This is a genomic window from Pseudomonas sp. HLS-6 TE3448, assembly GCF_053629555.1.
In genome coordinates, this window is sequence record NZ_JBRJIO010000001.1 from 4,835,275 (window position 1) to 4,856,787 (window position 21,513).

The 21,513-nt window shown below is 60.6% G+C and carries 17 protein-coding genes and 1 pseudogene; 6 read left to right on the forward strand and 12 right to left on the reverse strand.

Going from position 1 to position 21,513, the window contains the following annotated elements:
- Positions 1–103 precede the first annotated feature (103 nt).
- The 4 genes and pseudogenes from mqo to AB7M23_RS22240 all read right to left on the reverse strand — a co-directional run bounded on the left by mqo (position 104) and on the right by AB7M23_RS22240 (position 5,734).
- Complete coding sequence (gene mqo / locus AB7M23_RS22225) at positions 104–1,693, reverse strand: malate dehydrogenase (quinone) (protein WP_454242045.1); 1,590 nt, start codon at positions 1,691–1,693, stop codon at positions 104–106.
- Between the two features lie 397 nt (positions 1,694–2,090).
- Positions 2,091–2,858 carry a methyl-accepting chemotaxis protein gene (locus AB7M23_RS22230; protein ID WP_454242210.1) on the reverse strand — a complete coding sequence of 256 codons (768 nt, stop codon included), beginning with the start codon at positions 2,856–2,858 and terminating at the stop codon, positions 2,091–2,093.
- Positions 2,859–2,975: 117 nt separating this feature from the next.
- A pseudogene (locus tag AB7M23_RS22235) lies at positions 2,976–3,716 on the reverse strand (HAMP domain-containing protein); the annotation flags it as partial.
- A gap of 224 nt (positions 3,717–3,940) precedes the next feature.
- Positions 3,941–5,734 (reverse strand): ABC transporter transmembrane domain-containing protein, encoded by a 1,794-nt coding sequence (locus tag AB7M23_RS22240; RefSeq protein WP_454242046.1) that lies wholly within the window; start codon positions 5,732–5,734, stop codon positions 3,941–3,943.
- Positions 5,735–5,968: 234 nt separating this feature from the next.
- On the opposite strand from AB7M23_RS22240, the gene AB7M23_RS22245 reads away from it, so the two are divergent.
- Positions 5,969–6,139 (forward strand): PA1571 family protein, encoded by a 171-nt coding sequence (locus AB7M23_RS22245; RefSeq protein WP_454242047.1) that lies wholly within the window; start codon positions 5,969–5,971, stop codon positions 6,137–6,139.
- Positions 6,140–6,193: 54 nt separating this feature from the next.
- Here the strand turns inward: AB7M23_RS22245 and pdxB are convergent, their stop codons facing one another.
- Positions 6,194–7,336: a 4-phosphoerythronate dehydrogenase PdxB gene (gene pdxB, locus AB7M23_RS22250; RefSeq protein WP_454242048.1), complete on the reverse strand. Its 1,143-nt coding sequence runs from the start codon at positions 7,334–7,336 to the stop codon at positions 6,194–6,196.
- Between the two features lie 141 nt (positions 7,337–7,477).
- Here pdxB and AB7M23_RS22255 point away from each other — a divergent pair, with 141 nt between their 5' ends.
- Positions 7,478–8,866 (forward strand): MATE family efflux transporter, encoded by a 1,389-nt coding sequence (locus AB7M23_RS22255; RefSeq protein WP_454242049.1) that lies wholly within the window; start codon positions 7,478–7,480, stop codon positions 8,864–8,866.
- Here AB7M23_RS22255 and tusA read toward each other — a convergent pair.
- Both tusA and rlmM read right to left on the reverse strand, forming a co-directional pair.
- Complete coding sequence (gene tusA, locus AB7M23_RS22260) at positions 8,863–9,117, reverse strand: sulfurtransferase TusA (protein ID WP_065758433.1); 255 nt, start codon at positions 9,115–9,117, stop codon at positions 8,863–8,865. The genes AB7M23_RS22255 and tusA overlap by 4 nt on opposite strands.
- Before the next feature lie 70 nt (positions 9,118–9,187).
- Complete coding sequence (gene rlmM, locus AB7M23_RS22265; protein WP_065758432.1) at positions 9,188–10,252, reverse strand: 23S rRNA (cytidine(2498)-2'-O)-methyltransferase RlmM; 1,065 nt, start codon at positions 10,250–10,252, stop codon at positions 9,188–9,190.
- Between the two features lie 255 nt (positions 10,253–10,507).
- Here rlmM and acnA point away from each other — a divergent pair, with 255 nt between their 5' ends.
- The 3 genes from acnA to AB7M23_RS22280 all read left to right on the forward strand — a co-directional run bounded on the left by acnA (position 10,508) and on the right by AB7M23_RS22280 (position 15,857).
- Complete coding sequence (gene acnA, locus AB7M23_RS22270) at positions 10,508–13,192, forward strand: aconitate hydratase AcnA (RefSeq protein ID WP_454242050.1); 2,685 nt, start codon at positions 10,508–10,510, stop codon at positions 13,190–13,192.
- A gap of 100 nt (positions 13,193–13,292) precedes the next feature.
- Positions 13,293–14,087 carry a CPBP family intramembrane glutamic endopeptidase gene (locus tag AB7M23_RS22275; protein ID WP_454242051.1) on the forward strand — a complete coding sequence of 265 codons (795 nt, stop codon included), beginning with the start codon at positions 13,293–13,295 and terminating at the stop codon, positions 14,085–14,087.
- 204 nt (positions 14,088–14,291) lie between these two features.
- Entirely contained in the window at positions 14,292–15,857 is a 1,566-nt protein-coding gene (locus AB7M23_RS22280; protein ID WP_099775412.1) for a methyl-accepting chemotaxis protein, read from the forward strand.
- 44 nt (positions 15,858–15,901) lie between these two features.
- Here AB7M23_RS22280 and AB7M23_RS22285 read toward each other — a convergent pair whose 3' ends face one another.
- From AB7M23_RS22285 to AB7M23_RS22300, 4 genes are all read right to left on the reverse strand, one after another.
- Positions 15,902–16,789 (reverse strand): pseudouridine synthase, encoded by an 888-nt coding sequence (locus tag AB7M23_RS22285; RefSeq protein ID WP_065761174.1) that lies wholly within the window; start codon positions 16,787–16,789, stop codon positions 15,902–15,904.
- Positions 16,790–16,839: 50 nt separating this feature from the next.
- On the reverse strand, positions 16,840–17,151 hold the full coding sequence (locus tag AB7M23_RS22290; protein WP_065761171.1) for a transcriptional regulator: 312 nt from the start codon (positions 17,149–17,151) through the stop codon (positions 16,840–16,842).
- Between the two features lie 91 nt (positions 17,152–17,242).
- On the reverse strand, positions 17,243–17,674 hold the full coding sequence (locus AB7M23_RS22295; protein ID WP_102051803.1) for a D-Ala-D-Ala carboxypeptidase family metallohydrolase: 432 nt from the start codon (positions 17,672–17,674) through the stop codon (positions 17,243–17,245).
- Positions 17,675–17,794: 120 nt separating this feature from the next.
- The gene (locus AB7M23_RS22300; RefSeq protein ID WP_065761169.1) at positions 17,795–18,031 is read right to left on the reverse strand and encodes a glutaredoxin family protein; all 237 of its coding nucleotides are present in this window, start codon (positions 18,029–18,031) and stop codon (positions 17,795–17,797) included.
- A gap of 176 nt (positions 18,032–18,207) precedes the next feature.
- Between AB7M23_RS22300 and AB7M23_RS22305 the strand changes: the two genes are divergently transcribed.
- Positions 18,208–20,166, forward strand: a complete 1,959-nt coding sequence (locus AB7M23_RS22305; RefSeq protein WP_454242052.1) for a cation:proton antiporter — start codon at positions 18,208–18,210, stop codon at positions 20,164–20,166.
- 6 nt (positions 20,167–20,172) lie between these two features.
- On the opposite strand, the gene AB7M23_RS22310 is transcribed toward AB7M23_RS22305, so the two are convergent.
- Entirely contained in the window at positions 20,173–21,381 is a 1,209-nt protein-coding gene (locus tag AB7M23_RS22310; RefSeq protein ID WP_454242053.1) for an ammonium transporter, read from the reverse strand.
- Between the last annotated feature and the right edge of the window lie 132 nt (positions 21,382–21,513).

Genomic DNA, 21,513 nt, shown 5'->3' on the forward strand with positions numbered 1-21,513 from the left:
ATCAGCAGGGTGCCCGCGGGTTCGCGGCGCCTGCATCGCTGGCAAGCCCCGCGCCAACAGCCTTGTGCGACCGTTGTTGGAGCAGGCTTGCCAATGATGTGCCTTACATCGCCGCCTGGGCAGGCGCTTCCTCAGGCAATACCGGTACGAAGTTCAGCTGCAAGCGCTCGCTGCTCCAGGCACGGGTCTTGTTGGTCAGCTCAAGGTTGTTGTTGAGCTTCTGGCCATAGGTTGGAATGATTTCCTTCAGCTTGGCCTGCCACTCAGGGGTCTTGATACGGTCCTTGAAGGTCTTCTCCAACACACTCAGCATGATCGGCGCAGCAGTCGAAGCACCAGGTGACGCACCCAGCAGTGCCGCGATGGTGCCGTCCTCGGACGCAACCACTTCGGTACCGAACTGCAGGATACCGCCGTGCACAGGGTCTTTCTTGATAACCTGAACCCGCTGACCGGCCTGAAGCAGTTTCCAGTCGTCGTTCCGGGCGTTCGGGAAATACTCACGCAGGGCTGCCATGCGGTCGTCGAAGCTCAGCATCAACTGGCCCATCAGGTAGGTGCTCAGGTCGATGTTGTCGATACCGGCGTGGGTCATTGGCATGATGTTGTGGCGGGTCAGCGCAGCGAACATGTCAAGTAACGAGCCATTCTTGAGGAACTTCGTCGAGAACGTGGCGAACGGACCGAACAGCAGCACTTCCTTGCCATCGATCAGTCGGGTGTCCAGGTGCGGAACCGACATCGGTGGCGCACCGACCGAAGCCTTGCCGTACAACTTGGCCTTGTGGCGGGCAACGATGTCCTGGTTGTCCGTCATCAGGAATTGACCGCCGACCGGGAAGCCTGCGTAGCCTTCGGCTTCAGGAATACCCGACTTCTGCAGCAACTTGAGCGCACCACCACCGGCACCAATGAAGACGAACCTGGCCTTGACGCTGGTTTCGACGCCTTTGTTGGCCAGGTCGGCAACGACCACGGTCCAGGTGTTGTCTGCATTGCGAACAATGTCGCGGACTTCATGCTGAACGTGCAGCTTGACGTTATCGTGTTGGGTCATCGACGCGAACAACTGGCGGGTAATCTCACCAAAGTTGACGTCGGTGCCGATCGGCATGCGTGTGGCTGCGATCTTCTGGTCGGCGGCACGGCCTTCCATGACCAGCGGCACCCACTGCTCGATCTGCTTGTGGTCTTCGGTGTATTCCATGCCACGGAACAACGAGCTGTGTTGCAGGGCAGCATGACGCTTCTTCAGGAACTCGACGTTCTTGTCGCCCCAGACGAAGCTCATGTGCGGCACATTGTTGATGAACGACTTAGGATTGTTCAGCACATTGCGCTCGACCTGATAGGCCCAGAACTGCTTGGAGATCTCGAACTGCTCATTGACCCCGACAGCCTTGCTGATATCGATCGTTCCGTCGGCACCTTCGCTGGTGTAGTTCAGTTCGCAGAACGCCGAGTGACCGGTACCGGCGTTGTTCCAGGCGTTGGAGCTTTCTTCGGCAACCTTGTCCATGCGCTCATAGATGTCGATGGACCATTCAGGCTCCAGCTCGTTGAGGTAGGTCCCAAGGCTTGCACTCATGATGCCGCCGCCGATCAGCAGCACGTCTACGGTTTTCTCGGGCTCATTGGGCTTGGAGCAACCGATGACGCTCAGGCACAAGAGCGTCAGCAGGATTTTTTTCATAGTTCAATCCAATTGAAGTGAAGTAATTGGCAATGACTGCTCGCCCCGTTGTGCACGCCCGATTTTTGTTTTTGCTCGCGCAGGCCAACGCAGAGGGCGACCCGGTACTCAGGCAGCAGGCCTGGACACCGGCGCGATGGCTGGCGGCTGGGGTTGTTCGATGGATCGGGGAACAGTCGTCACGCCGCGCGGTCATCTGAAGCGGCAACCGCCGGGTGCTTGCATGGCCTAAGCCAACGCCGCCTTAAAGCAGGAAGCGGGCCAACTGCACTTACACCAACGGCCAATGGCTAAAACGTGTCAGTCCGCGCATATTTGGTGGTTTTCATGGCGACAATCCGCCACATTGCCACGCCTCAGCGGCTGGCAAGTGGCGGATTTCCCCCGCCTGAGGCGATCAGGCGCTGAGGCGAGCGGTAACGGCGCCCAGTTGCCCGGACAGCTCGTGCAGGCGACCACCGGCCTGCTCGGTATGTTGCACCGCTTCCTGGTTGGCGGTCGCAATCCGCGTGATTTCCACCAGGTTGCGCGAGATATCATCGGCCACGCTGGTCTGCTCCTCCGCAGCCGTGGCGATCTGCCGGTTCATGTCGCGGATCGCTTCCACCGCCAAGGTGATGCGCTGAAGCATTTGCCCTGCACGTTGAACTTGCGCGGCCCCCTCCTCACTGCGCACCTGACCGCTCTCAATGGCCTTGACCGCCTCCATGGCGCCCGACTGTACAGCGCTGATGATCTGATTGATCTCGGCAATCGACGCGCCGGTGCGCTGAGCCAGGCTGCGCACTTCATCGGCAACAACCGCAAAACCACGGCCCGCTTCGCCGGCACGCGCCGCCTCAATGGCCGCGTTGAGTGCCAGCAGGTTAGTCTGCTCGGCGATACCGTGAATGACCTCCAGCACTTTGCCAATCCGCGCACTGTCGTGCTCCAGATTGCGAATAACACCTGCGGTACCGAGAATTTCCTGATTAACGGCGGCAATCGTATCGATCGTCGCCTGCATCACCTGCTCGCCTGCCTGGGCATTGTGATCTGCCTCGTCGGCGGCACGCGCCGCTTCAGCCGCATGGCGTGCGACCTCCTGCGCCGTGGCAGACATTTCATGCATGGCCGTCGCGACCTGATCGGTGCGCTGAAACTGGTCATCCGTGCCACGAGCCATGCCGCCGGCGATGGTCCGCAACTCGCCGCTGGCCGACTCAAGGTCTACTGCGTTGCTCTGCAGACGCCCAAAGGTATCGGCAAGGAAGTCACGCAAGGTATTGGCCGCTAACGCCAGGCGCCCAAGCTCATCCTGACGGTCACTGGCAACACGCGCATCGAAACGGCCATGACTGAGGTTCGCCACATACTCGATCAGCTTGCGGATTGGCTCGACAATGTTGCGGTTGACCAGCGACACGCTAAGCAGCCCCACGAGCACAGCCGAGCCGAACATGATCAACAACCCCAGCCAGACCGTGCGCTGCGCCGCTTCACTGATGTGTGTAGCGCGCGCCTTGGCATCAGCGCGCAACTGGCTGACCAACTCACTCATCTGCTCACTGGTTGCCCGGTCGACACCCTTTACCGCCTGATCGCCTGCAACAGGATCACCGCCTGCTGCCAAAAAGGCTTCACGCCCTTTGGCATAGGCCGCACCCAGTTGACGATGGCTGTCCTTGAGTTGCACAAGGCGCGCCTGGAGCTGAGAGGCCTGTGCGTTGCTGCTGATCAATTGCGCAAGAATGTCCTGCACTTGCTGCTCGCGTGCCTGGAACTGCTGCCAGTACTTGTCCAGTTCCGCAGGTTGCTTGCCACGCAGCAGGACATTTTTCCACTCCTGAACCTGGACCTTGAATTGCAAGTTGGCCTCATCGATCAGCTGCGAGGCCTGCAGCGGCCCATCGACCAACTCACCATATCCACGCACGCTGGCAGAGAGAAACTGGAAGCAGACCAGAGCAATCAGCAGCATTGCCAACACGCTTCCGCCAAGCAGAGCGAGGATTTGCATCCGTAGAGATTTACGCAGGAACATCGGGCAGGGTCTCACAACAAGGTAGAGGTGTGTGTACCAATGCAAGACGCGGAGACATCCTTATCTCCCTTGGCAAGCAGCCAGCATCAGCAAAAAAACGGTCATCCGTGACGGCCGGCAAGCATTCAAGTGCTACGCAACAACGGGTTACGATAGTCTCAGGGGATTACTACAGAAATGTGACAGGCGGTATTGAGGCTGTCATAAAAATGTAAAGACCGGACTTACACCTTGTTATCGGCTTCATGTGGCGTATCTGCAGCACTGAACTGCAACGCCGCCAGCCGGGCATACAGGGGGCTTTCGGCAATCAACTGCCGATGAGTGCCGACTGCCACCAGCCGGCCCTGATCGATGACTGCGATCCTGTCGGCGTGCTGCACGGTTGCCAGGCGGTGAGCGATCACCAGCGTGGTTCGTCCGGCCATCAACCCTGGCAAGGCTTGCTGGATCAAGTGCTCGCTCTGCGCGTCCAGCGCACTGGTCGCCTCGTCGAGCAAGAGGATCGGCGCATCCACCAAAAGCGCCCGGGCAATGGCCAAGCGCTGACGCTGACCACCGGAAAGCCCAAGCCCGGACTCGCCCAGGTGGGTTTGATAGCCTTGAGGCAACTGCAGGATGAACTCATGGGCGTAGGCACTGCGTGCAGCGGCCTCGACCTCGGCGCTGCTGGCATCGGCACGGCCGTAGCGGATATTGTCCTCGACCGTGCCGTAGAACAACGCCGGGTTTTGTGCGACCAGCGCGAAGTTTCGCCGCAAGTCCTGAGGGTCCAGTCGATCAACAGGCTGGCCGTCGAGCAGGATCTGCCCGGTTTGCGGATCGTAAAAGCGCAGCAGCAGATCAAACAGCGTTGATTTACCAGCACCCGACGGCCCGACCAACGCCAGGGTCTCGCCGGGCGCCACCACCAGGCTCAAATGATCAATGGCGGCCGAGTTCGGTCGCGACGGATAGGCAAAGCACACCTCACGCAGTTCCAACTGGCCGCTGACCCGCTCCGGCAGGTGCATCACGCCGTGCTCCGGCGAAACGATCTCACTGCGTGCGGCCAACAGCTCAGCAATACGTTCCGCCGCGCCCGCAGCACGCTGAAGCTCACCGATCACCTCACTCAAGGTGCCAAACGCACTGCCGACGATCAGGCTGTAAAAAACGAACGCAGCCAGCTCACCGCCGGAAATCCGCCCCGCGATCACGTCCATGCCACCCACCCAAAGCATCACCCCCACTGCACCGAGCACCAGCACAATGACCAGGGTAATCAGCCAGGCGCGCTGCAGAATGCGTTTGCGCGCGGTGTCGAACGCCGCTTCGACCGTCACAGCAAAACGACGCTGGTCGCTGGCCTGATGGTTGTAGGCCTGCACGGTCTTGATTTGCCCCAGGGTTTCGGCCACATAACTGCCAACATCCGCTACCCGGTCCTGGCTCTGACGCGACAGGCTACGCACCCGCCGACCGAAAACCAGAATCGGCACCAGCACCAGGGGCAACGCCAACACCACAATGCTGGTCAGCTTCGGGTTGGTCACGAACAGCAGCACAATGCCACCCACCACCATCAAGGCATTGCGCAGAAACAACGAAAGTGAAGAACCGATCACCGATTGCAGCAACGTTGTATCGGCGGTCAGCCGCGACTGAATTTCTGAACTGCGGTTGCTCTCGAAAAAACCGGGGTGCAGGTAGACCAAGTGATCAAACACCTGCTGACGAATATCAGCAACAACACGCTCGCCGATCCACGACACCAGGTAGAAGCGCGTAAAGGTGCCAACCGCAAGGGCCAGCACCAGCAACAAGAACAAGCCGATAGACTGATTAAGCAATGTTGGCGACTGCGTCATGAAGCCCTGGTCAACCATCAAGCGAATCCCCTGCCCCATCGACAGAGTAATCGCCGCCGTCAGCACCAGCGCGACCAGCGCGGCGAATGCCTGTTTTCGATACGGGCGGATAAAACGCCATGCCAGTTGAATGGCTTGGCGTTGCCGGGAAGACACACGGAGGATCATGACAATGCCACTTTCAGTCGATTTGCAGCAGCCTACACCCGAGCAGCAGCATGAGCACAGCACTTAAGCCGCATCCCTGCAGTGCCTAGTAGATTTCGTTCTAAAGTGCTACTGGCAGTTTGTATGGCTTTCTGGTGGACTTGGCACAAGCGCGGCGACTCGCGAAGGACCTTGTCACACGGCGGTCATCGCGCCTATCTAGGCTGAGCTTGCAACCTGATGAGGAGACAGGATATGAGCTTGCAGAACAGCAGCACATGGCAACAAGCGTCGCCCCACGCCAACCCGGCCTGCGGCGCGATCATTGATGCTCAGGGTCGTGAAATCCCGATCACCGAGCAGATGATCCAGAAGGCTTGCCAGGACCTGGAAAAGAGCCGGGAACAAACCGCCAAAAAAGCCTGATCGGTACCGACTTCCTGAACCCGGCGCCAGCGCCGGGTTTTTATTGCCTGCCGTTCAGACCTGCACAGCCCCCAGCGCTGCGATCATCTGCCGCAAGGCTGGCGATTCGCCATTGACCTTTACGGCAAGGCCTTCGATTTCACGACGCGCCGGGTACTGCTTGCGCAAGAGGTCGAAGGCTGCTCGCTGCTTACCCGGGTCACGGCTAAGGCTACGGCGAAAATCTGCATCGTCACGGCGCGGGTCATACACGGCTCGGCACAGCGTGGCCAAGGCCCAGGCCGGATCGGTTTCGGCTTCAAGGCTCAGTTGCGCCAGCCATGGCCGTGGCAACAGATCGACCAGTTTCACCTGCTCGGGCTCGCCTCGCCAGGCGCAGAATGCCTGATAGATCTGCGCGGTACCGCGCTGCTTGCCATCCAGGCTGTAGCCCGCAATGTGCGGCGTGGCCAGTACACACAGGTCGGCAAGTGCCAGATCAACCTGTGGTTCGCCTTCCCAGACATCCAGCACGGCCTGGACATCGTCACGGGCGAGCAACAGCTCACGCAGGGCGCTGTTATCCACCACGGGCCCTCGGCTGGCGTTGATCAGCCAGGCACCTGGCCGCAGGCGCGCCAGTCGCTCGCGATCGAGCAGATGCCAGGTTGCGTGCTCTCCGCTACGGGTCAGCGGCGTGTGCAGGCTGATCACGTCGCACTCGGTGAGAATACGCTCCAGGCCGACATAATCCCCGCCCTCGCGAGCCTGCCGCGGCGGATCACAGACCAGCACCGACCAACCCAGCCCGCGCAGCACCTCGACCAGCCGACGTCCGACTTCACCAGCCCCCACCACACCATAGGTACGCTTGGCCAGATCAACGCCATCCAGTTCGCCCAGCGTCAGCAGGCTTCCCAGTACATAGTCCACGACGCCGCGGGCATTGCAGCCGGGTGCACTGGACCAGCGAATGCCTGCCTGCTCGAAATAGTCCAGGTCGAGGTGGTCCGTACCAATGGTGCAGGTACCGACAAAACGCACCTTGCTGCCTTCAAGCAAGGCCCGATCAACCTGAGTCACCGAACGCACCAGCAGGACGTCGGCGTCCCGCACACAGGCGCTGTCGATGGCTCGCCCCGGGTAACGGCGAATTTCACCGAAGCCGGCAAAAAAAGCATCGAGCAGCGGAATATTTTCGTCGGCAACAATAAGCATGGCGATCTCCTGTCGGGGAGCGCAGTTTAGGCGCATCGGCCCCGGCCAATCCAGTCACAGGTTATTTCCTGACCGATCCGTCAACGGTTAGACTAAGCAATTTTCCACACCATCAATGGGGACACCTGCCTTGTGACACTCATGACCACCGACACCACCCCGCTCTCCCGCCCCGCTCGTGTTCGCGCCGAATTGAGCACCCTGATGCGCCTGGCCACCCCCATCATCATCGCGCAACTGGCAACGACCGCCATGGGCTTCGTCGATGCGGTGATGGCCGGGCGGGTCGGCCCGCGGGACCTTGCCGCCGTAGCGCTGGGCAACTCCATCTGGGTGCCGGTGTTTCTATTGATGACCGGCATTCTGCTGGCGACCACGCCCAAGGTTGCCCAGCGCTTCGGCGCCGGCCAGCCTGCCGAGATTGGCCCGTTGGTGCGCCAGGCACTGTGGCTGGCACTGGCGGTCGGAATTGCCGCCAGCCTTTTGCTGATCAGTGCCGAGCCAATCCTGCACGTGATGAAGGTCGACCCGGAGTTGATCGCGCCCTGCATGGGTTATCTGAAAGGCATCGCTTTCGGCCTGCCGGCCGTAGGCATCTACTTTGTGTTGCGCTGCTGCAGCGACGGCCAGGGGCTCACACGCCCGAGCATGGTGCTGGGGCTTGCCGGGCTCATGCTGAATATCCCGTTGAACTACATCTTCATCTATGGCCACCTGGGCCTGCCGGCCATGGGCGGTGTCGGCTGCGGCTGGGCCAGCGGCATCGTCATGTGGTTCATGGCCCTGTGCATGGCGGTCTGGATCGCCCGGGCGCCGGTCTATCGCCCAAGCGAGGTATTTACCCGCTTCGACTGGCCGCAGTGGGCCCTGATCAAACGCCTGCTCAGTATCGGCCTGCCAATCGGCATCGCAGTATTTGCAGAATCGAGCATCTTTGCGGTGATTGCCCTGCTGATCGGCAGCCTCGGCTCAACCGTGGTTGCCGGGCACCAGATTGCCCTCAACGTCAGCTCCCTGGTGTTCATGATCCCCTACTCGCTGGGCATGGCCGTCACCGTGCGGGTCGGCCAGGCCATCGGCGCCGGCGAGCCACGCCAGGCGCGTTTTGCTGCGGGCGTCGGCATGGCCACGGCGCTGGCCTACGCCTGCTTTTCAGCAAGCCTGATGCTGCTGATGCGCGAACCCATTGCCTCGATCTACACCGCCGACAGCGCAGTCATCCAGATTGCCTCGATGCTGATCGTCTACTCGGCGCTGTTCCAGTTCTCCGACGCGGTCCAGGTCACTGCCGCCGGTGCACTGCGTGGTTATCAGGACACGCGAGTCACCATGATCCTGACCCTGTTCGCGTACTGGGGCATTGGCCTGCCGGTGGGTTACCTGCTCGGCCTGACCGACTGGCTGGGCACGGCCAGCGGGCCAAGCGGCCTCTGGGAAGGCCTGATTGTCGGCTTGACCTGCGCCGCATTGATGCTCTCGGTGCGCCTGGTGCGCAGTGCACGCAAACGCATCCGGCAGGCAGCGGCTTAATCGAGCTTCTTGCGGATCCAGTACAGGTAAGTACCCGACAGCTCCTGCTGCTCGACCAGTTCATGGCCGAGGAACACGCAGAACTTGGGAATATCGCGACGGGTCGAAGGGTCTGTCGCGATGACCTTGAGCAGGCCACCCGCGCCAAGATCGCGCACGTACTGATGCAGCATCATCACAGGCTCAGGGCAGTTCAGACCGCTGGCATCAAGGACCGCATCGGCGGTCAGGGTAGAATCGGTGTCAGTCATGCTTTTCTCCGAAGACTAGGTAACAACTGTCTTGCACTGCCTGGCTGGGCCAGTGCGACGTGCAACAGCCTCAACGTGGTTTCATATCCAGTCGGCGCAGATGGCAGGTGACCTCTTCACGGTCGTGATACAGCTGCTTGCAGCCAATCGATACCTTGACCTTGCGCGCCTTGAAGCCTTCTTCGATGCGCTCCAGCAAACGCCGAACCTCGGCATAGCGCTGCTTCATCGGCAATTTCAGGTTGACCACCGCTTCGCGGCACAGGCCCTCGCCCAGCCAGGTTTCCAGCAGTGCTGCACTACGCGCCGGCTTCTCGACGATGTCACAGACCATCCAGTCTACGGTCTGCTTGGGCTTGTAGGTAAAACCATCGGCCATCAAGTGCTGGACCAGCCCGGTATCCATCAAGCTTTCAGCCATTGGCCCATTGTCGATAGCCGTCACCAGCATACCGCGCTTGACCAGTTGATAGGTCCAGCCACCCGGTGCGGCACCCAGGTCGACCCCGGTCATGTCTTCAGACAGGCGCTGCGGCCATTGATCGCGTGGAATAAAGTGGTGCCAGGCTTCTTCCAGCTTCAGGGTTGAGCGGCTTGGGGCTTCACGCGGGAATTTCAGCCGCGGGATCCCCATCGGCCACATGGCCGAATTGTCCGCCGCTGCCAACCCGACAAACACCCGCCGGCCACTGACAAAGGTCAGCAGCAAGCGCGGCTTGGCAGCGTCGTCCACCAGCCGGCCAGCGTTGAGCAACGCCTTGCGCAGCGGCCCCTCGAACTTGCGGCAGAACGTCGACAGTTCCTTGCCGTCGTTACTGTCCATGACCTCCAGCCAGAGGCTGCCGCACACCGGGTACTCGGCCAGGGTCTCCAGCAGCACGCTGATCCGGTCGGTTTCAGGCAGTTCGACAAAACTGCCACGGGCCCATTGCCGAGGGAAAATCAACTGCGAGAAGCGCAGTTCACGCATCAACCGCTCGGCACCTTCGGCGTCGTTGCAAATGAACTCGGCGCACGCGCTTTGCGGTTTGGCCTTGGCATAACCGGCCACATTCAGCCGCGCGGCATGCTCGGCGATTTCGGAACAGACTTCGCCCTCGAAACCGGGTCGGCAATGCATAAACAGGGTATTCATCAATCACTCCAGGACGGTCGGCAGCACACGCAGCAGACCCTGGCCGAGCGCACGGCGCAACGGCGGCAAATCGGCGAATGATAAAGGAGTTTAGGAACCAGTGACACGTCCCGCCGGTCCAGTATTTAGCCGGGCCCGGCAATCAGGTCTAACCTGACCCTTCAGCCAGGTCCGTGCGTTGCGGACCGACACCTTGACGGTGAGTTCGGCGACCGCAGGGCGATTGCCGATCACCGGCCCAGAAGGAGTTGACCCATGCCCTCGCTCGACAGCCTGAATACCCTCAAGACCCTGACGGTAGGCAACCGCCTCTATCACTATTACAGCCTGCCCGAGGCAGCCCGCAGCCTGGGCGACCTGAGCGCACTGCCCCTGTCGCTCAAGGTGCTGCTGGAAAACCTGTTGCGCTGGGAGGACGGCAAGACAGTCACCAGCAGCGACCTGTACGCCCTGGCCAAATGGCTTGAAAATCGCCGGTCCGACCGCGAAATCCAGTACCGCCCGGCGCGGGTACTGATGCAGGATTTCACCGGGGTACCCGCAGTGGTCGACCTGGCAGCCATGCGCGCTGCCATGGCCAAGGCCGGGGGAGACCCTCAGCGCATCAACCCGCTGTCACCGGTGGACCTGGTGATCGACCACTCAGTGATGGTCGACCGCTACGCCAGCCAGCAGGCTTTCAGTGAAAACGTCGACATCGAAATGCAGCGCAATGGCGAGCGCTATGCCTTTCTGCGCTGGGGGCAAAACGCGTTCGACAATTTCCGCGTGGTACCGCCAGGTACCGGCATTTGCCATCAGGTCAACCTCGAGTACCTGGGGCAGACCGTCTGGACCCGCGAGGAAGACGGCCGTACCTACGCCTTCCCCGACACACTGGTTGGCACTGATTCGCACACCACCATGATCAACGGCCTGGGCGTGCTGGGTTGGGGAGTGGGCGGCATCGAAGCAGAGGCAGCCATGCTCGGCCAGCCAATTTCCATGCTGATCCCCGAAGTGATCGGTTTCCAATTGACCGGCAAACTGCGCGAGGGCATCACGGCCACCGACCTGGTGTTGACCGTCACCCAGATGCTGCGCAAGAAAGGCGTGGTCGGCAAATTCGTTGAGTTCTATGGCGACGGCCTGGCCGACCTGCCTTTGGCAGACCGCGCCACGATCGCCAACATGGCCCCGGAATACGGTGCCACCTGCGGCTTCTTCCCGGTCGACGACATCACCCTGGATTACCTGCGCCTGTCGGGTCGGCCCGAGGCAACCGTGAAACGGGTCGAGGCCTATTGCAAAGCGCAAGGCCTATGGCGCCCGCCCGGCCATGCGCCCGCCTTTACCGACACCCTGGCACTGGACCTGAACAGCGTCGAAGCCAGCCTTGCAGGCCCGAAACGCCCGCAGGACCGCGTGGCGCTTTCGCAGGTCCGCCAAGCCTTCGATGACTTCATGAGCCTGCAACCCAAGGCGAGCGCGCGTAATGGCGGGGTGACTACTGGCAGCGATTATCCGGCTCTGCAAGAGGGGGCGGTGGTCATCGCCGCCATAACCTCCTGCACCAACACCTCCAACCCCAGCGTAATGATGGCTGCCGGGCTGGTGGCCAAAAAAGCCGTGGAGAAAGGCTTGCAACGCAAACCCTGGGTGAAGAGCTCGCTGGCACCCGGCTCAAAAGTGGTGACCGACTATTACCAGGCAGCAGGCCTGACCCCCTACCTGAACGACCTTGGCTTCGACCTGGTGGGCTATGGCTGTACCACCTGCATCGGTAACTCCGGCCCTCTGGACGCGCCCGTCGAAAAGGCGATCACCGAGCATGACCTGACCGTAGCGTCGGTACTCTCCGGCAACCGCAACTTTGAAGGCCGTGTGCACCCTATGGTGAAAACCAACTGGTTGGCTTCGCCGCCGCTGGTGGTGGCCTACGCCCTGGCCGGCAGCGTACGTATCGACCTGAGCAAAGAACCGCTGGGCACTGGCCGGGACGGCCAACCCGTCTACCTGCGCGACATCTGGCCCAGCCAACAGGAAATTGCCATGGCCGTGGCCTGCGTAGATACGGCGATGTTCCATAAAGAGTATGCCGAAGTCTTTGCAGGAGATGCCCAATGGCAAGCCATCGAGGTACCGCAGGCTGCCACCTACGCGTGGCAGAACGACTCGACCTATATTCAGCACCCACCGTTCTTCGATGACATCACTGGCCCGCTGCCACAGATTCAAGACATTCACGGCGCACGCATCCTGGCATTGCTGGGTGACTCGGTGACCACCGACCATATCTCGCCAGCCGGCAACATCAAGGCTGACAGCCCGGCCGGGCGTTACCTGCGCGACAAGGGCGTGGCCCCGCCGGACTTCAACTCCTACGGCTCACGTCGCGGCAACCATGAAGTGATGATGCGCGGCACCTTCGCCAATATCCGTATCCGCAACGAAATGCTCGGTGGCGAAGAAGGCGGCAACACCGTGCATATTCCCAGCGGCGAGAAACTGTCGATCTACGATGCCGCCATGCGCTACCGCACCGACGGCACGCCACTGGTGGTGATCGCTGGCCAAGAGTATGGCACCGGGTCCAGCCGCGACTGGGCTGCCAAGGGCACCAATCTGCTGGGCGTCAAAGCGGTACTGGCGGAAAGCTTCGAGCGTATCCACCGCTCCAACCTGGTGGGCATGGGTGTACTGCCCCTGCAATTCAGGCCCGGACAAAATCGCAAGACCCTGGCCTTCAAGGGGGATGAGCGTATCGATATCCTTGGCCTGAGCGGGGCCTTCCTTTCACCGGGAATGGCGCTGCGCCTGCGTATCACCCGGGACAACGGTCGCGAGGATAGCCTGGAGGTCTTGTGCCGCATCGACACCCTGAACGAAGTGGAGTACTTCAAGGCAGGCGGCATCCTGCACTACGTGCTGCGGCAGTTGATCGCCGGCAAGGGGACCTGATGGATGGCCCTGCGGCCATCGTCGTTGCCCCGTAAAAAGGCGTGTCTTTTACCGTGCGGTTCAAGTCCAACATCGCGGACTTCACCGTAAGGTAATCGATATGCCATCACCTCGTGGGGTTGCCCTTGCCCTGCTCTGCCTCGGTTACGCCTTCGCGCTGAGCCAGGGCCAACTGACACGTGCCGCCCTACCCGGGTTAATCCTGCTGCTGTGTGCGGCAGCGCTTGTGCAACGACCTCGCAGCAACGGGTTGAAGGCCTGCGGCCATGGGCTGTTCGTGCTGCTCGCGGCGGGGCTGGCCCTGCATTGGCTTCCAGGCTTCAACAGCGCCAAAGTCATCGACGCGCAACGCTTGAGTACCGACGCAGCACCCTACTCGATGTACCTGAACCTGGATAAGCCGCTGATCGCGTTCTGGATACTGCTGGCTTGCCCGTGGATGCTGGCCGGCACACGCAACACCTCCACCAGCGTCCCCATGATTGCAACCATGACCGCCATGACCGCCATGGCCTGCCTGGGCAGTGCACAATTGCTCGGCATGGTCGCCTGGGCACCGAAATGGCCAACACAGGGCTGGCTATGGCTGGCCAACAACCTGCTGCTGGTGAGCCTGACCGAAGAAGTGCTGTTTCGCGGGTACATTCAGGGTGGCCTGCAACACCTGCTCAGGCACCGTGAGCATGGCCAGCGCCTGGCGCTGCTGTTGGCCGCAGGCGTATTCGGCCTGGCCCACCTCGGTGGCGGTTGGCAATGGGTGGTACTGGCAAGCATTGCAGGCGCAGGTTACGGCCTGGTTTACCGCCATGGCGGGCTGCTGGCAGCAGTTGTCAGCCACTTCACCCTGAACCTGCTGCATTTCAGTTTGTTCACCTACCCAATGCTGAATAAATGAGCCAAAGTGTGAACGACTGGTCAGTTGCTGACTTTTATGTCAAAAGCATGAAAGAATGCTTGCAATTCTCTGAAAGCTGCAGCTTTTTCGCATAACTCAGGTCATGATTGAAAACCCTGCGCTCGATCAATGGCTGCAAAAATCGACTCAATAAAAACAACTCGCTGCCGATACCCCTCGAAAGCCTTCCGGATTGAACAGCTAATGCGTAATAACCAGCCGATTACCCAGCGCGAACGGACGTTTCCAGATCAACAACGTTTGATTTCGACTACCGATGCCAAAGGTCTGATTACCTACTGCAACGATGCCTTCGTCGAAATCAGCGGTTTCTCGCGAGAGGAGCTGTTGCGCGCCCCACACAACCTGGTTCGCCATCCGGACGTGCCGCCGGCGGTATTTGCTCACATGTGGGGCACCCTGAAACAGGGTCTGCCATGGATGGGTATCGTCAAGAACCGCTGCAAGAACGGTGATCACTACTGGGTCAACGCCTACGTGACTCCTGTTTTTGAAAACAATCAGGTCGTCGGCTACGAGTCCGTGCGGGTAAAACCGACGGCTGAACAAATACGCCGCGCCCAAGGGTTGTACGAGCGAATCAACCAGGGCAAGTCGGCTATTCCAAAGCGTGACAAGTGGCTGCCGGTGCTGCAGGACTGGCTACCGTTCATTCTGGTCAGCCAGATCGGTTTCCTGATCGGTAACTGGCTCGGCCATTCGTGGGGCTTTGCCCTGGCCGCTGGCTTGTCAGTGCCACTGGGCCTGATGGGCCTGACCTGGCAACAACGCGGCCTCAAGCGCCTGCTGCGTCTGGCCGAGCAGACCACCTCTGACCCGCTGATCGCCCAAATGTACAGCGACAGCCGTGGTGTTCAGGGCCGCCTGGAAATGGCCATGCTCAGCCAGGATGCACGCCTCAAGACCTGCCTGACCCGCCTACAGGACACCGCTGAACACCTGAACGAACAGGCGCGTCAATCCGACACCCTGGCGCATAACAGCTCCTCGGGGCTGGAGCGCCAACGCGTTGAAACCGAACAGGTCGCCGCTGCCGTCAACCAGATGGCCGCCACCACTCAAGAAGTGGCCAACCACGTTCAACGCACCGCCGATGCCACCCAGGAAGCCAATCGCCTGACTGGACGCGGCCGGGATATCGCCGGGGAAACCCGCGAGGCCATCCAGCGCCTGTCCCAGGCCGTCGGCGAAACCGGGCAGACCGTGACGCAACTGGCACGTGACAGTGACGAAATCGGCGGCGTGGTGGATGTGATCAAAGGCATCGCCGACCAGACCAACCTGCTGGCACTGAACGCTGCAATCGAGGCTGCCCGTGCCGGCGAAATGGGCCGTGGCTTCGCGGTCGTCGCGGATGAAGTTCGTCAACTGGCACAACGCACCAGCGAATCGACCGGCCAGATCCACGGGCTGATCGCCAAGCTGCAGCAAACTGCCAGCAACGCCGTACAGACCATGGAAGCGGGCCATCGTCAGGCCGAAGAAGGCGTGGCTCGGGTCATGGAAGCCGACCAGGCACTGCTGGGTATCAGCGAAGCGGTGGCCAACATCACCGACATGACCACCCAGATCGCTGCCGCCACCGAAGAGCAGACTGCCGTGGCCGATGAGATCAGCCGCAATATCAGCACCATTGCTCAACTGGCCGATCAAACCTCCGAGCAGGCCCAGCACTCTGCCCTGCTTAGCGAAGAGTTGACTCGCACCGCCACCAGCCAGTACTCGCTGGTCGAACGCTTCAACCGCTGAACCGGTCAGGCGCACAGCCACAAGGCTGTGCGCCGACACCCCACCTACCAGTCGAGCGTCAGCTCGCTCTCGAAGTAGCGCTCTTCACCACTTAACGGGTCCTTGAAACGCAGGCTATGCGCCAGCAGTTTCAGCGGCTTGCTGTAATCGTCGTCCTCGTGACGCACCTCGGGGTAGAAAGGATCGTTACAGATGCTCGCCCCCAGCGCAGTCATGTGCACGCGCAACTGATGCGTCTTGCCGGTCACTGGCGACAGGCCATACCGCCAGAACTCGCCATTTTTTTCCAACACGTCGGCCAGCGTCTCGCTGTTACTGACCCCGTCTACTTCCTGCATGCGGAAAAATGGCTCCCCGCTGACCAGGCGGCTTTTATGCACCAAGGGGAACGCCAGTGCGGGCAAGGCAGGGGCAATAGCCTGATAACGCTTGTCGATCTGCCGATTGGGAAACAATGATTGATAAGCGGAACGGCTCTGTGGATTGGCAGAAAACAGCACCAGGCCTGCGGTGTGCCGATCGATGCGATGCAACGGCACCAGGTTCGGGTTATCCAGACGACGGATCAGCCGCCGCAGCAGGGTCTGCTCGACATACTCGCCCGTGGGCGTTACCGGCAAGAAATGCGGTTTGTCGGCCACCACCAGGTGCTCATCCACATGCACCAGGGTTTCCTGCACGAGAATCGGTTTTTCGTTAGGTACTTCACGAAAGTAATGGATGCGCAGCCCCTGGCGATAGGGCAGGTCGACCGGGATCGGTGCACCCTGAGCATCCAGCACACGGCCCCGGGCAATACGGTCAAGCCATTGTTCACGTCCGATGGCCTTGAAGTGATCACACAGGCAGTCCAGTACCGTTAACCAGGCACCTGGAGGGAGACAGACGGTGCTGGCTTGATGCTGTGCCGGATCGAATGAAGCGAAGGCCATGGGAACACCCAGAGGATAATGGCCGACCATTATCCCGCATGGCACCCAGCTCAGCCAGCCTGAACCGCTGCCGCTTCGGTGAACTCCTTGAGCCAGCGCAGTACATCGACGGCGTCCCAGCGCGTAGGGTCATACAGCGCATACAGCAACCCCTGATAACCGACCACATCCAATGGGCGGTGATAGCCGGCACGCTGAAACAAGGCTTCTATTTCAGCGAAGCAGGTGTTGAAGTGCAGTTTGTTGAAGGGTGTCTTGCCCTCAAGCACAAGCCCGTCAAGGCGCAGTTCAAGCACCGCCTCACTGACCATCTCGACCGACATGCGATTGACGGTGTACTTCAGTTGTTCGACGTTGACCATGTTTCGAGTCCTTGGGCGTAACCGCCCGCAAATACTGTATCTATATACAGCATATTGAGTGACCTGCACGCCGTCAATGACAGCACCTCACTTACTGCAGGCCAGGCAGGTAACCGGTGCCCTTGCGAATCGTCAGGATCTGCCGGCGCTCGGCAGAGGCCGATAACCCCAGGTGCACCCAGCTGTCGAACTCCAGTATCAGTTGATCAAACGCCAGCGTGCTTTGCGCTATCAACTGCGCCAGCTCCAGCGGAGCCATGCCCGCAACACTGATGTCTGCCGCCAACCCCAGCCTGTGCGTACTCTTGGGCGAGCCACCCACTGCGCGATTGAGTGCGGGTGAACGGTAACCGCTGCTGACCAGCACGGGCCGACCAACCAGGCTGCGCACCTGCTCCAGCGTGGCGCAAAGGCGCTTGAGATTGAGCAAAGCCTCATCGTTCGGGGTGTTATCAATACCCAGGCGACTGGCGGTCCGAGACGCGGTCATCTCGGACAGGGTGAAGTGTTTGGAAAGGTTCATGGATGCCACTCCTTTGGCTGAATAGGTCACACACGCTGCCGCTCCCGAGGCAACGGAGTAGAGTGTGAACCCGTCCAGGCCCGGTGTGCGCCAGGAAAAAGCCACCGGGAAGAAACGACATCAGCGCAGAAAGGCGACGACCTGCTCGGCATCAAAAGGCCAATTCAACTCGGCACCGCTGTCGCAACGACGCAGCACGGGAATTCGCAGCCCATAACGCTCGACCTGCATCTCGTCCTCGGCAATATCCACCAGTTCGACCAACAGGCCATGCTCGACAAACGGCATCAACAGGGCTTCTGCCACTTCACACAAGTGACATCCCAGGGTGCCGAACAGCTGGCATTCAGGAAGCATTGACAGTTACCGATAAAAAGAATGAATGGGTATTTTAGGTCGAGGGTACAAGGCCGTCGAGGCACTTGCCCCACGCCATCCCTGACGCCTGCGATACTGATTCGAATCAAGGAGCCACGCAGCACCTGGCGCTATGCTTTTGTGTTTTTTTGCTGTTTTCGTACATGGAGTATGTTGTGTTTGCAAACCTGCTGATCATTCTGGCGTCATCGCTGGTCGTCATTGCCATCTTCCGCCGCGTACAGCTACCACCTGTGCTCGGCTATCTCTGCGTTGGCCTGTTCGTTGGCCCAACCGCGCTGGACTGGGTCAATGAAAGCGAAGAACTGCCAGACCTTGCCGAAATGGGCGTGGTATTCCTGCTGTTTTCCCTCGGCCTGGAATTTTCCCTGTCGAAAATGATGGCGCTGCGCAAAGTGGTGTTCGGCCTCGGCAGCCTGCAGGTCATTTGCTCCACATTTGTACTGGCCGGGCTACTCGCCCTGCTCGGCATGCCGACCAACGCAGCATTGCTGCTGGGGGGTGGCCTGGCGCTGTCGTCCACCGCGATCGTCAGCAAGGAGCTGACCAGCCTCGGGGAAATTTTCAGCAGCCACGGGCAGAACGCGATCGGTGTATTGCTGTTCCAGGATGTCGTGGCGGTTCTACTGCTGACCCTGGTACCGGTGTTTGCCGGGCAAAGCGGCCAGGCGTGGTACTTCGCACTGCCACTCACGCTGGGCAAGACGGTCATCCTCTTCGTCGGCCTGCTGATGGCCAGCCGCTGGTTGCTGCCCCGACTGTTCCACGAAGTGGCCAACTCTCATTCGGCGGAACTGTTCGTTCTGTTGGCGCTGGTCATCGTGCTGCTGACGGCCTGGCTGACACACCTGCTGGGCCTGTCTCCGGCACTGGGCGCGTTCCTGGCCGGCATGCTGCTGGGTGAAAGCCATTATCGCCATCAGATCGAGGCGGACATTCGCCCCTTCCGCGACATCCTGCTGGGGCTGTTTTTCGTCAGTATCGGCATGCTGATCGACCTGCAACTGTTCGCCAGCCATGGCCTGGAGATCCTCGCCTTGACCCTGGCCCTGCTGGTTATCAAGGGCGCGGTGGTGGCTGCCCTGGTTCGCGTTCGTGGCAGCGACAGCGAGACCGCATGGCGCAGCGGCCTGGCACTGGCCCAGGGCGGTGAATTCTGTTTCGCCCTCATGGCCCAGATGCAACACAACAAACTGCTGCCCGAGGCGCTCGGCGACCTGCTGCTGGCGGCAACGTTCTGCTCGATGCTGGTCACCCCCCTGCTGCTGCGCGCGGCGCCCTCTATCGCCGCACGCCTGCACCGCAAACCCAACCAGGAAGTTCAACTGGAAGAAATCGGCGCACAGAGCGCGGCCCTGAGCGGCCACGTACTGATTTGCGGTTATGGCCGGGTTGGCCAGTCGATCGGACGCTTCCTGCGCCAGGAGCAGCTCGCCTTCATCGCCCTGGATGACGACCCGGTGCGCGTGCAGGAAGCTGCAGCGGGCGAACACAACGTCCATTACGGGGACTCACGCCGCGGCGAACTGCTGGCGGCGATCGGCCTGGACCGGGCACGCCTGCTGGTCATTGCCGTGGACAAGACAGAAGTTGCCTTGAATGTGCTCAAGGCCGCACGCCAACTGAACCGTGACGTTCCAATTCTCGTGCGTACCCGCGATGACAGCCAACGCGAAGAACTACGCGCCGCTGGTGCCAACGCGGTGGTGCCGGAGCTGCTGGAGTCCAGCCTGATGCTGGCCTCCCATGCACTGGTCATGCTCGGCCTGCCGCAGGAGCAGGTGCAAAAGCGCGTCGACGAAGTACGTAGGACCCGCTATCGCCTGCTCCATGGTTTCTATCATGGTGCGCAAACCAGCCTGATCGACAGCGAAGGGCAACCCAAAGTGCTGCTGCACGCCGTGAGCCTGGGTGCCGACGCCTATGCCTGTGGCCGTCCGCTGGGCGAACTGGCCCTTGAGACACTGGGTGTCGAGCTGCAATCCGTGCAGCGCCAGGGTAACGATCTGAAACTCGATACCAGTACCTGCCTGCATGCGGGCGACGCCGTGGTGCTCAGCGGCCCGCTGGAAGCGATAGAAGCCTGCGAATCACTGCTGCTGGGCGGTCGCTAGTCGGACTCAGTCCTGGCTGGTGGCGCCGATCTTGTGGATCGACAAATCGGCGCCGTAATACTCCTGCTCCTGACTCAGGCGCAAGCCATGCACACGCTTGATCACACCGTACACGCTGAAACCACCAGCCAGCGCCACCAACACCCCCGCCAGGCTGCCAATCAACTGGCTGATCAGGCTGACACCGCCCAATCCACCCAAGGCACTCTGGCCAAAAATGCCACAGGCAATACCGCCCCAGACCCCGCAGACGCCGTGCAGTGGCCAGACACCCAATACATCATCAAGCTTCCAGCGGTTCTGCGCCGCGGTAAAACACCAGACAAACAGCGCACCGGCAATTGCACCGGTTGCCAGCGCACCAACGGGGTGCATGAGGTCCGAACCCGCACAGACAGCCACCAACCCGGCAAGCGGTCCGTTGTGCAGAAAACCAGGGTCGTTACGCCCCACCAGCAGCGCTGCCAACGTTCCACCAACCATCGCCATCAGCGAGTTGACCGCCACCAGGCCGCTGACGGCCTGCAAGGTCTGCGCACTCATGACGTTGAAGCCAAACCAGCCGACGATCAGAATCCACGACCCCAAGGCCAGAAACGGGATATTGGAGGGTGCAAAGGCCACCAGGCGTCCCTCACGGTAACGACCATGGCGCGGCCCCAGCAGCAACACTGCGGCCAACGCCAGCCAACCGCCCATGGCATGCACCACCACAGAGCCGGCAAAGTCATGGAAGCCAGCCCCGAAACGCGCTTGCAACCAGGCCTGGCCACCGAAATTGCCGTTCCAGACAACCCCCTCGAAAAAGGGATAGACAAAGGCAACGATCAGCGCGGTGGCGCACAACTGCGGCACAAAGCGTGCACGCTCGGCGATACCACCGGAAATAATCGCCGGGATCGCTGCCGCGAAGGTCAGCAGAAAGAAGAACTTGACCAATCCATAGCCATGATCGGCACCCAGCGTGGCAGCCGGATGCATGAAGCTGACACCATAGGAAATCCAGTAACCCACGAAGAAATAGGCCAAGGTCGAAATGGCGAAGTCACTGAGAATCTTCGACAAGGCGTTGACCTGATTCTTGTGCCGCACAGTTCCCACCTCAAGGAAGGCGAAGCCGGCATGCATGGCCAGGACCATCACGGCACCCAGCAAGATGAACAAGGTGTTGGAGCCATGAACCAGTGTGTCCACGGCGCTTTGCAAGTTTTCCATGTAAAGGCAGGCCTGCAAGGGGAGAAAAAGCACCAAAGCAGTTCGCACCCCCCTTGCGACGCCCCGATTTGGCGCACCCGCAAGGCCGAACGCACTACCTGCTTGAGTTTTTTCTGGGGTTTGTCTTGGATT